The organism is Romboutsia hominis (assembly GCF_900002575.1).
In the GTDB taxonomy this organism is placed as follows: domain Bacteria; phylum Bacillota; class Clostridia; order Peptostreptococcales; family Peptostreptococcaceae; genus Romboutsia_C; species Romboutsia_C hominis.
Genome location: NZ_LN650648.1, coordinates 1,244,535 through 1,257,022, shown reverse-complemented (window position 1 = coordinate 1,257,022; position 12,488 = coordinate 1,244,535). Strand labels below are relative to the sequence as shown.

Below are 12,488 nucleotides of genomic sequence, written 5' to 3'. Positions count from 1 at the left end.
ATCTCCTTATTTATTATTTAAATATGACTTTGTCTTTAACTATCACTTTGGTATTTTCTAGATATTTTATAGTATCTTCAAGTGTATATTTAGAATCTATAGTAGGGTCATATAAAAATATTCTTCCCCCTCTATCCTCACCTATATCTTTCATATGTTTAACTCTTATATATCCAAATTTTTTACTTGCTATATATCCTGTTGTATAATTTTTATCATCAGAACAACACATTTCACCTATTATATTAGGAGCATTACATACCTTAGATGATAGGCATAATGCTTCTATAAAATGTGTATTTTGAAGTAGTTTTTCATTTTTATTTAAGTTATCAGTACATTCATATTGTTTATCTAACATATCTACTTTTGAATCTTCAAAATCCATATAAGTGGCTCTTATTCCTCTTAACTTATCTTTTTCTAGTCTTTTAAGATTATTAACATCAAGAAGTACTGCACCTCTCATATTTTTTATACTTTTAAATAAATCTATAATATATATAGCGTTTTTACTATTTATATTTAATTTCAATAAATTATTATATAGAAACTCATAGCTTTCTTTTTTATTTTTGGTATTTAAGGTTGTAACATAAAGTGGATCTATATATTTTAATTCTTCTTTTTTAACCTCTTCTATTTTTATATTAATAAAATCACTTTTTCCTTTTGAATGAGTTAATGCTCTTTTTATTAAAACACTAACTGCATTTTGTAAATCTTTTTCACTTACTATACTTTCAGCTCCAGATATATGATTATGCTCTTTTGACCCTCTCATCTTTATACTATATAAATTCATTTGTTATCATCCTTTATATGATTTTAGAGTTATAATTAAAATGCTATATTCAGATAAAATATTACTTCTGAATATAGCATTTTATATTTTAAAACTATTTTAATTTATGATTTACTAATCTCTAATTTATTTTTATAGGTTTATACTAATTCTTCTTTAATATTTACTACTGCATTTTCTTTTTTATCATACTTTTTTATAAATGACTTATAAGGTGTTACTTTTACTATTTTTTCTATTGTCTTATATATAAAATATGAAGACAATAATGTGTAAATCATCCCGGGTAGTGCTGATAAAATTAATGCTTTAAATGGTGTACCTGTAATACTTGCCATTACTACTCTACCTACTGCTGTACCTACTATACCAGCTGTTGATACTACTATTATATTGCTACCTAAAATACCTATTAGTGAACCTGCTACTACTCTAAATATCATAGCTACTATTACATTTAAAATTGTATGAGTTCCCATAATAAGGTTTATCATACTAGCTATTATTCCTGCACTTATATATCTTTTAAATCCAAAAGTAGAACATATACCTATAGCAATTGGCGCTGACATTTGAAATTCTGTTCCTGGTATAATTCCTGGTAATTTAAATGTTCCTGATATTGCTATTATTACTGATAATAATGCTACTAGTGTTATTTCTCTAGTTTTATTGTTCATATTATATCTCCTTATCAATAACTGGATTTTCCTTAAAGTATTTTATTATACTATCTCTAGCTACTTCTACCATAAAGTCTATTTCTTCTTTGCTTATAATATATGGTGGCATAAAGTATATTATATTTCCTAAAGCTCTAAGTAAAACTCCCTTTTCTAAGGCATTTTGATATATGTTGTACCCTACTCTTTTTTCACTTTCAAATGGTTCTTTAGTATCTTTATTTTTAACTAATTCTATAGCACCTATCATACCTATTTGTCTGTACTCACCAACATATGGTATGTCTTTTAATACACTTTCCACCTTTTTTCTTAAATAATCACTTTTATCTTTATTTTTATCTAATACATTCTCTTCTTCAAATATTTTTAAAGTCTCAACTGCTACACTACATCCTAGTGCATTTCCTGAATAACTATGACTGTGTAAAAATGCCTTCATTGTATTATATTCATCATAAAAAGCATTATATATTTTGTTACTCATTAAAACTAATGATAGTGGCATATAACCTGCTGTAAGTCCTTTTGATAAACACATTATATCTGGTGAAATATCACTATGCTCACAAGCAAACATTTTACCAGTACGCCCAAAACCTACTGCTATTTCATCAGCTATTAGATTTATATCATACTTATCGCATAATTTTCTTAGATGAACTAAATACTTAGGTGAATATATCTTCATTCCTGCCGCACATTGAACTATAGGTTCTACTATTATTGCACTTACTTCTTCATGAATTTCTTTTATAGTGTTTTCCATATTTATAAAACACTCTGCATTACAGGTGTCTCTATTTTTATCAAACTTACATCTAAAGCAATCTGGTCCTTCTACTTTTACAGTATCAAGTAACATTGGTTTATATATTTTACTGTATAAATCCATATCAGAAACTGCTAAAGCTCCTGTTGTTTCTCCATGGTAAGCATCACTAATTTTTACAAACTTTGTTTTTTTGCACTTTCCTATCTGTTGATGATATTGAAAGCTTAGTTTTAAAGCTATCTCTATAGCTGAAGATCCATTATCTCCAAAAAATACTTTATCTAATCTATCTGGAGTTATATTTATAATTTTTTCACATAGATTTATGGCTGGTTTATGGCTAAAGTTTGCAAATATAGTATGTTCTAAAGTATTTGCTTGATTGTATAAGGCCTTATTTATTCTTTCGTTTGAGTGACCAAATAAATTTACCCACCAAGATGAAACTGCATCTAAATATTTTTTTCCATTGACATCTTCTAAAAATACACCTTTACCTTTTTCTATTACTATAGGTTTAAAAGTTTCATAGTCCTTCATCTGAGAGCAAGGATGCCATATATATTTTAAATCTTTTTCTTGAAGTTTTTTCATACTCATACTTTTTCTCCCTTACTTTTATAAAAATCATCTATGTTTAATACAATTTTTACTCAAACAATGAAAGTATATTTTCTAAATCAAGTTTGTCGTATTCTTTACATATACTTTCTTTATTAAACTCTTTAATTTTATTTAAAACACCTAGTACCTTAAGGTTGGTTATTTTTTCTATCATTTTTATATTGTCATCTTCATAAAACTGATTATTGTAATTATTTATAAATATTCCTCTACATTTTATATTCTTAGACTTTAAAAACTCATAGGTTAATACACTATGGTTTATAGTTCCAACAGATGCACTTGCTACTATTACTACATCCATATTTAAGTCTTTTATAAGGTCATATAAAAAATAATCATTAGTTATTGGAACAACTATACCTCCAGCACCTTCAACTACAACATAATCATATGTTTTTAAAAGTTTGTTATAATGATTTATTATATTTTCTTTATTTATATATACATTTTCTATATTACACGCTAAATGAGGTGACACTTCTGTTTTTAGGCAGTAAGTATTCATAGTTTTATAATCTATATCTAAGTCACAAATATCTCTTATATATTTAATATCTGGCGGTATTATTTTTATATTTTCTTCTATACCTCCACTTTGTACTGGCTTATATGGTATTACATTTTTATTATGTTTTTTTAATTTATAAGTTATAGCTCCACTTACAAAAGTCTTTCCTATGTCTGTGTTAGTTCCTATTACAAATATGCCTTTTCCCATATTTATCATCCAACCTTTTAAATTATCTAATTTCAAATCCTAATTTTTCTATCATTTTTATATCATCAGCTATGCTATTTCCGCAAGTTGTCAATAAATCACCACTTATAGTAGCATTAGCACCACATTTAAAAGCTAATTCTCCATAGTTTGTTAGTAAATTTCTACCACCTGCTAATCTTATTTGAGCACTTGGGTTTATAAATCTATATATAGCTACCATCTTTAAAAAATCTTCTTCCTTAATAGATTTACTCTCTATTTTTGTTCCTTTTATATAATCTAGTACATTAAGTGGTATTGACTTTATCCCTAAATCTCTAATCTCAAAAGCCATATCAATTCTATCTATTTCACTTTCTCCAAGACCAAATATACCTCCACTACAAACTTCTAGTCCTACACTTTGTGCGTCTTTTATAGTTTTTATTTTTTCATCATAAGTGTGTGTTGTGCATATATTGTCAAAGTAATTTCTTGATGTTTCTAAATTATTATGATATCTTTTGACACCAGCTTCTTTAAGTTTTCTTAGATCTTCTTCACTAAGCAAACCATGTGACGCGCATGTTTTTATGTCTACATATTTGTTTATAGCCTTATAAGAGTTTACTATTTTATCTATTTCTATATTGCTTAATTTTTTTCCTGATGTTACTATTGAATATCTTTTTATCCCTTTATCTTTATGATATTTTGCATCTTCTACAAAGTATTCTGTATCTTTTAATGGGTAAACTTCTATATCTGTAGTATGATAAGATGACTGTGCACAGAACTTACAGTCTTCACTACATTTTCCACTTTTACCATTAACTATTGAGCAAATATCAAATTCATTTTGTAAAAAATATTCTCTTATTTCATTTGCAAACTTTCCTAAACTTTCAAAGTCATAGTCTAATAGTTTTATTGCTTCTTTTCTATTTATTAAATGTCCATTTTTTATTTTATTTGTCATTTCATATAACATTTTGTATTCTCCTTTTATTACCTGGTACTAATTATATAGTAGTTTACTTTTTTATTTACGTCAACCTATTTTTTATTTTAGGTTTACATTAAATATATTTCTTATATAACTTATTTTTTTTATATAATTATTTCTTCATATTGACAAATTTGAAATTTATTAATATCATAATATAAATAAATATTAATCCATTGATAAGGGGTAGTAATTAAGTTTAGGTTCGTTATAGAGAGCTAAGGATGGTGGAATCTTAGCATGAAAAAACTTAATGAATGGGCCTTTGAGGAGTAAAGGGAAATCTATTTAGAGAGTACTATTTACCGTGTCCTTCACGTTATAGAAGGTAGAGTATGTTAGTACTTGATTTAAGAGGCATTTTTATATTTAGTGTTATGTTAAATATATTTATATTTGATATCACACTGTATATAAATTGCAATTTAGGTGGCATCGCGGAGAAAACTTCGTCCTATTTATTTAGGACGGAGTTTTTTTATTTTATAAAATAAAATTTTATATACAAATACATTTAAGGAGGTGATTTCTATGGTATGAAAGATTGATTGTGATAATAGTGCTCATTGGTTAGATTTTATTAAAATATCAAAATTTAGGAGGTTTTTCGTTTATGAAAACAAAAAAAATAACAACAAATTCAATACTTTTAGCTATAGGTTTAATACTTCATCAAATCACCCCTGCTTTAGGTTTACCTATGCAACCTGATTTTGCACTTGCTATGTTATTTATAGTAATGATGCTTAATAAAGATGATTATAAAACTTGTGTAATATCTGCAATTGTCACTGGAATATTTACAGCTTTAACTACAAAGTTTCCAGGTGGCCAAATACCAAATTTATTAGATAAAGTTATAACTGCTAATTATATATATTTACTAATGTTTATGTTTTATAAAATAAAGCTTTTAGATAAATTTCTTAAAAGTAAAAAAGAAAGTGTATTAGCTATGATTATACTACCTTTTGGTACTTTAGTTAGTGGTACAATATTTTTAATCTCTGCTAAAGCTATCGTAGGACTTCCTGCTCCATTTTTACCTTTATTTTTAACAATAGTACTACCTACTTGTATTATAAACTTATTTGTTGGTATATTTTTATATAATATTGTCAATTTATCTTTAAAAAGAAGTTTTAGAGCTTAAAATAAACAATAAATAAAGCTACCTATAATTTAGCTAATATTAGGTAGCTTTATTTATTATTTATACACTTATTTATCTTTTTTATCTAATTCTTCTCTTAACTTTTCCTCTGTCAAAACATAAGCATTTGCAATTATCTTATTGCAGAACCTGCAACTATATTCGGCTCCACCTCAACAAGTTTTTACTTGTAGTCTGTTTTTACAGTAAGGACAATAATATGCTTTTGTCATATCTTCACCCCTTACTATACTATTGCATCTATCTACAAATCGTTCTTATTTATAACTTATATATCTGTAATTATTTTATTTATTTTAACTTTTTAATTAAGTTAGATGTATATTCTAATAAGTTCGTACATATATTAAGAGTTTCATCGTTTTCATCTAAAATTGGGTTAAATTCTACAAAATCCATAGATTTAACAAGTCCACTATTTATAAGTTCTTTTAATATAAGTTTTGTATCCTCTATGCTATATCCATCACTAACTCTTGTTCCTGTTCCTTTAACTATATCTTTATCCATAAAATCTATATCTAAACTTATATGGATTGCATCTACATTTTGTTTTTTACATTTTTCAATTATTTCATGTATTATCTTTTCAATTCCTAATTTATTAATTTTAGTTTTGTCATACATACTAACTTTAGTATTGTCTAACAATTTTCTCTCCTCTATATCTATATCTCTTCCACCTATATGAAATACATTCTCTTCATGTAGTTTAGTTTTATGCCTATATAAGTTTACTAATCTTTCATCTCCATAACCACATAAGAAAGCTAAAGGCATACCATGAGAATTTTTACTTTCTGATATTACTTCTGTGTTAAAGTCTCCATGTGCATCTATCCAAACTACCCCTAAATTTTTAAAGTATGAACTTGCACCTGATATACTTCCTAATGCTATACTATGGTCTCCACCTATTATAATTGGAAAATCTTTATTATTTAGAGATGTATATACCATGTGTGCTAAATTTAAATTAACATTATATATGCTATTATAGTACTTTATATTTTTATCGCTTAAAAACTTATCTTTCTCTCTAATATCTTCTACATAGATATCTCCCATATCATATATACTTAGTTCGCTTTTTTTCATTATGTTTACTATATTAGCTTCTCTAAGCTTTTTAGGCCCGTATTGAGCTCCATTTCTGTCACATCCATGATTTGTAGGTACACCTATTAAATTTACATTCATAAAAAATCCCCCTTGTAGAAATTACTTATTATAGTTAAAAATCTACCTTTACTAGTAATTATTTTATGATGCATTTTTTAAGTTATTCTTAAGCTATTTTTATTAATTACTATTTAGCTTGTCCTTTTATCTTCTTATCTTTTAATAATAATCTAAATCCATCCATGTTATATAAAAATAGAGAGCTAGTTTTTAGCTCCCTATTTTTATATAACATATTTATAAGCTACATCAAAGTTTGATAGTATTCTGATTAAACTTTAATGACCCAATCTTTTGGTCCTTGTATATCTTTATATTGTATTCCTCTTAATATATCATAAAGTTCATTAGTAATAGGTCCAATCTTATTCTTTTGCACTATATACTCTTTATCTTCATATATAATACTTTTTATAGGCTTTATCATATATTTAGTAGAACAAGTTCCAATTTCACAAAAGTTATCTATTTCATCTAAATATATATCTCTTTCTTCTACCTTCATATTTAAATAATTTTTAGCAATATACATAAGGGAATTTTTAGTTATACTAGGTAGTCCTGATGAAGATTTTAAACTTACAAACACATCATTTTTAGTTATAACAAAAAGATTTGTATTATTTATATCTTCAAGTTTGTTATTTTTATTTATATATATAAGTTCTTTATCTTTTAAACTTTTAGTACTATTACTAACTTCATCTATTCTTTTCCTATCTTTGGTTATTATAATATTTGAAAGATTCATAGGTGTAGGCCCTACTGGCGTTACATATATAGAAAATATGTATTCTTTTGGTATTTTAAGGTTCGATTGGTTTGATACTTCACTTATAAATGGTCTTATATATAAGCTAGCTTTGCTATCATATGGTGGTACAAATCTTTCATTAGCTCTCACTACATCTTTTAATGCTTTTATAAACTTTTCTTTTGGTATATTTGGGATTAATAGCTTTTCACAATTTCTATTTAATCTCACTATATTTTCATAAGGTCTAAATAAGTATATATCTCCATCTTTACTTCTATATGCTTTTAGTCCTTCGAAATACTGTTTTATATAATCTACATCTAATTTTTTTTCATCTATACTTAGTATATTTTGTTTTACTTTACCTTCATCCCAATCATTAGCTATATATCTAGATATATAACTATAATCTGTTTCTCTATATTTAAATCCTAGGTTTTTCCAGTCTAAATCAGCATACTCCATAGATTATCCCCCCTAGTTTTATATTTAATTATATATATGTTATTATTTTATTTTTAATACGAAACATATAAATTATAATCTATATATTCCTACCAGGAAATTTTTATATTTTAAGTTTACAAGTAAAGAGGAACGAAACGTTCCTCTTTGTATTTAATATGTTATATTTGAATTGATGATATTTCTAACTTGTACTTCACTTATACCAAACTTTCTAGATAGCTCTTTATAGTTACCATTAAAAGATTTTCTAATTATCTTATTTCTAATAGGTTTTAATACACTATTTTCACTAGGTATATAAACACTACTTCCACCAGCTAATTTTATAAGTTCCTTAACATTATCAAGTCCTATTACTTCTTCAATATCAATTAAAGACTCTGGTAAATCTTCTTTAGTTAAATACTTAAGCATAATATCCCTCCATATAATAAATATAGATTGTAATACTTATAATTATTTTACCACCTATATATACCTATATAAACGTTATTTATTCTGCTTATTTCAACATAATATTTATTTTAATCATATTCGCTATGCTTCACTATTATATTCAATTGGGTCTAGCTATATATTAATATACGTTCTATAATCATTTTAGGAAAATCAAAAGATGAAAACTTATCTTTCAATAATAATAATTAAAAGTATTTTTAAAAAATCAAGCTCCTAACTAACGCTAAAAGCTTGATTTCTTATTTTATTATAGGACTATATTTTTAATTATTTAATACTTAGTCTTATTTTTTTAACTATAGTATTAATATATAATAATGACTTTGCTATTTATATTGATTTATTTTTTCTATACTCTTTTTAAATAATCCCCAATCTATTCTTTATATTAGGTAAATTTTTTGTAAATACAAAGTAAAAATTCTCTCCTTCATCTATCTTAATACGATAAAATTCATCTAGTAAAATTTCATTTATTTCTTTTATTTCACTCTCATCTCTTACAAACTTTAAACGGAAAGTTAATGCCTTAATAAATTTATGCCACTCTAAAATAAACTTCTTATTTTCATCATAGTTTTCAATTCCTACCCACTTTTTAACCTTAACATCTTTTAAATTTTCTTTAGGGCAATTTCCTACCTGTAAAAAGTACTTAAAATCATCATCTTTGTACACTCTTCCAAGAGGGAATAAACGACAAATATTTGGTCGTTTAGCATGAATAGTACATCGCCCTTCTTCATTTAAAAAGCTACATCTTTTCTTATTATCATCTTGCATATTTAAATATGGTAATAAAATTTTGTTGTTTTCACGTAATTTAATATGGTTTCCTAGTAATTCATCAAATCCTACACCTAAATAATTCACCATTTCATATATATCAAAAGGTGTAAGCACTACTAGTTCTCCAACATCACAACAACAATCACTACATCCATCGCAACCACATGTATCTGCTTTTACTGTGTCTTCAATGTCATATAATTTTCCATCTGATATTTCTTCTAGTATATTTATTCGTTTCATATATTTCTCATCCTCATTTATTATTTAGATTTTATTAAATTTCAAATAAGATATTACCATACTAAAAATATTCTTACAACTTATCATCATCCTATATTATATAGTCTAGTTTTTATATAAAAAAATCCTCTTAATCTTAAAGAGGACTTTGTGTTATACAGTAAAATAGTAAAACTATTTTCATAATATTTTCACAAAGAAAGTGTTACAGTATGTAGCATTTAGTTAGTTTCTATATTGACAGTTTTTAAATAAAGTTATAATATCAAAAAGACTGTAGTTTTTTATAGTACATAGAAAATTATGTTCATTTTAAAACTATTAAGTATAACTTTTTATATTTATATAATCATAAAATTAAAATAAAGGATGATAAAAAATGACACAACAAAATTTAAGCTTGATTGATGAGGTTAAAAGAAGAAGAACCTTTGCAATCATTTCCCATCCCGATGCAGGAAAGACTACATTAACTGAAAAGTTTCTATTATATGGTGGTGCCATTCGTGAAGCAGGATCAGTTAAATCAAGAAGATCTCAAAAACATGCAGTATCTGACTGGATGGAAATTGAAAAACAAAGAGGTATATCAGTTGCATCAAGTGTTCTTCAATTTGAATATAATAACTTTTGTATAAATATTCTTGATACTCCTGGGCATCAAGATTTCAGTGAAGACACTTATAGAACTCTTATGGCAGCAGACTGTGCAGTAATGGTTATTGACTCTGCTAAAGGTGTTGAGGATCAGACAAAGAAATTATTCCATGTTTGTAAAATGAGAGGAATTCCAATATTCACTTTCATCAATAAAATGGACCGTCAAGGAAAAGATCCATTTGAGCTACTTGAAGATATTGAAAATGTTTTAGGAATTCGTTCTTGTCCAGTAAACTGGCCAATTGGTTCTGGTAAAGAATTTAAAGGTGTGTTTAATCGCCATAAAAATCAAGTTGAATTATTTGATGATGGTAACCATGGACAATCTATTGCTAATTCTATAACTGGAGATGTATCTGATGAAAAATTTAATACTTTATTAGGTGATGCTCTTCATTCAAAATTACTAGAAGATATTGAACTTTTAGATATTGCTGGAGATAATTTTGACTTAGATAAAATATTAAATGGTGAATTAACACCTGTGTTCTTCGGAAGTGCCCTTACTAACTTTGGTGTAGAACCATTCTTAGAATCGTTCCTAGAAATAACACCACCACCAACTCCTCGTAGTAGTAATTTAGGTGATATTGACCCTAGTTCGGATAACTTCTCAGGATTTATATTTAAAATTCAAGCCAATATGGATAAATCTCATAGAGATAGAATTGCATTCCTTCGAATTTGCTCTGGTAAATTTGAAAAAGGTATGACAGTAAATCATGTACAAAGAAAGAAAAAGATAAAACTTTCTCAACCTCAACAGTTTGTAGCACAAGACCGTGTTATAATAGATACTGCTTACCCAGGTGACATTATAGGTATACATGACCCAGGCATATTTAATATTGGTGATACATTAAGTGAAAAGCAATCAAATTTACAATACAGTGGTATACCACAATTTGCGCCTGAATATTTTGCAAGAGTATCTACAAAAAATGCTCTTAAAAGAAAACAGTTCGTAAAGGGTATTACACAATTATCAGAAGAAGGTGCTATACAGGTATTCAAACAACCTAATTCTGGTATGGAAGAACTTATTATAGGTGTAGTTGGAGTTTTACAATTTGAAGTTTTAGAATATCGTCTAAAACAAGAATATGGTGTTGAGATGCTAATGAATTCACTACCTTATCGCTATGTACGTTGGATTGAAAATGATCTTTCCAAATATGGTAAGCTTTCAATGCCAATGGATACATTATTAGTTGAGGATAAAAATAGCAATCCAGTAGTGTTATTCCAAAATGAATGGTCTATTAGAACTCTAATTGAGAGAAACGAAAATATAGTTTTAAAAGAAACTTCTTTATAAAAAATTCGCTTCGCTTATGTCGCCAACGACTTCGTCCGTTGCTAAAAATAAATATTAATCCCCCTACGTCTATTTTTAAACGTAGGGGGATTTATTGTATATTAAAAGCTTCATACTTTTCTAGGAATTCATAATCTACATTTTCACTTATTGCCAAAGGTTGTTGTATTTTTTTATTACGTCTTGTATAAATGGAGCTTCTTATTTTGTCTAGTGCTTTTGGGTCTGTGAAGTTTAGGTATGTTGATGTTATTATTTTACCACGTACGCTTTTGTCTTCTAGTTCTTTTAATGTGTCTAGTAGTAGTTTGTAGTCCGCTAAAGTTTATGAAGGTGATTTACATTTTTTTAGGGATTTTTTAGTTCGTTTAGTAGATTTTGGTTTTGTGTGTTTGTTATTAGTTTATTTGAAATTGTCATTTGTTTCTCTCCTTGTTGTTTTGGAGGAACATTTTGTTCCTATTAGGATTTTATATTATTTTTAGACATTAGAAAAGCCCCTAATATTAGAGGCTTAGTTACATTTAGTTAAATTTATTAATTGTAGTTTAACTTTATAGTTCTAGTATTTTACACAATTATAAGGGTGTTTTCAATTTACAGAGTTTATATCAACTTTTGTAGCTCAAGCTCCATTTAAGAATTTGCAGCTACTAGAATTATGATAATAACTACTTATATACACATATGTATCATTATTTACAGAATTAAAAGGACATTTTTATTAATCAGACCCTTATTTTGAGGTTCGTATTATAGTGATTTAGTTTTCAGCTAATTGTCTTAGTGATCCTTCACCCTTATTTACAATAATTATTGAAAATAATACAATATTACTTTAA

11 protein-coding genes and 1 other annotated feature are annotated in these 12,488 nt (G+C 26.4%); of the genes, 2 read left to right on the top strand and 9 right to left on the bottom strand.

From position 1 onward, the window contains the following. Positions 1–13: 13 nt before the first annotated feature. From FRIFI_RS06005 to bioB, 5 genes are all read right to left on the bottom strand, one after another. Positions 14–805 (bottom strand): 6-carboxyhexanoate--CoA ligase, encoded by a 792-nt coding sequence (locus FRIFI_RS06005; RefSeq protein ID WP_166505314.1) that lies wholly within the window; start codon positions 803–805, stop codon positions 14–16. A gap of 140 nt (positions 806–945) precedes the next feature. Next, the gene (locus tag FRIFI_RS06000) at positions 946–1,485 is read right to left on the bottom strand and encodes a hypothetical protein (protein ID WP_166505313.1); all 540 of its coding nucleotides are present in this window, start codon (positions 1,483–1,485) and stop codon (positions 946–948) included. Position 1,486: 1 nt separating this feature from the next. Next, the gene (gene bioA, locus FRIFI_RS05995; RefSeq protein WP_330405594.1) at positions 1,487–2,863 is read right to left on the bottom strand and encodes an adenosylmethionine--8-amino-7-oxononanoate transaminase; all 1,377 of its coding nucleotides are present in this window, start codon (positions 2,861–2,863) and stop codon (positions 1,487–1,489) included. Positions 2,864–2,912: 49 nt separating this feature from the next. After that, positions 2,913–3,644, bottom strand: coding sequence for a dethiobiotin synthase (gene bioD, locus FRIFI_RS05990; protein ID WP_166505312.1), 732 nt, complete (start codon positions 3,642–3,644; stop codon positions 2,913–2,915). Then, positions 3,631–4,581, bottom strand: coding sequence for a biotin synthase BioB (gene bioB / locus FRIFI_RS05985; RefSeq protein ID WP_166505311.1), 951 nt, complete (start codon positions 4,579–4,581; stop codon positions 3,631–3,633). The genes bioD and bioB overlap by 14 nt, the downstream gene beginning before the upstream one ends. Positions 4,582–4,763: 182 nt before the next feature. After that, positions 4,764–5,056 (top strand) — a binding site (T-box leader). A gap of 153 nt (positions 5,057–5,209) precedes the next feature. On the opposite strand from bioB, the gene FRIFI_RS05980 reads away from it, so the two are divergent. Next, on the top strand, positions 5,210–5,749 hold the full coding sequence (locus FRIFI_RS05980; protein ID WP_166505310.1) for a tryptophan transporter: 540 nt from the start codon (positions 5,210–5,212) through the stop codon (positions 5,747–5,749). Positions 5,750–6,061: 312 nt separating this feature from the next. On the opposite strand, the gene rocF is transcribed toward FRIFI_RS05980, so the two are convergent. From rocF to FRIFI_RS05960, 4 genes are all read right to left on the bottom strand, one after another. After that, complete coding sequence (gene rocF, locus FRIFI_RS05975; protein ID WP_166505309.1) at positions 6,062–6,970, bottom strand: arginase; 909 nt, start codon at positions 6,968–6,970, stop codon at positions 6,062–6,064. Between the two features lie 253 nt (positions 6,971–7,223). Further along, a complete protein-coding gene (locus FRIFI_RS05970; protein WP_166505308.1) occupies positions 7,224–8,174 on the bottom strand; it encodes an aminotransferase class IV in 951 nt (316 codons plus the stop codon). A gap of 153 nt (positions 8,175–8,327) precedes the next feature. Next, entirely contained in the window at positions 8,328–8,591 is a 264-nt protein-coding gene (locus FRIFI_RS05965) for a Mor transcription activator family protein (RefSeq protein ID WP_092926106.1), read from the bottom strand. A 405-nt stretch (positions 8,592–8,996) separates the two neighbouring features. Beyond that, a complete protein-coding gene (locus FRIFI_RS05960; RefSeq protein ID WP_166505307.1) occupies positions 8,997–9,668 on the bottom strand; it encodes a YkgJ family cysteine cluster protein in 672 nt (223 codons plus the stop codon). Between the two features lie 379 nt (positions 9,669–10,047). On the opposite strand from FRIFI_RS05960, the gene FRIFI_RS05955 reads away from it, so the two are divergent. After that, a complete protein-coding gene (locus FRIFI_RS05955) occupies positions 10,048–11,646 on the top strand; it encodes a peptide chain release factor 3 (RefSeq protein WP_092926110.1) in 1,599 nt (532 codons plus the stop codon). Positions 11,647–12,488: the final 842 nt, after the last annotated feature.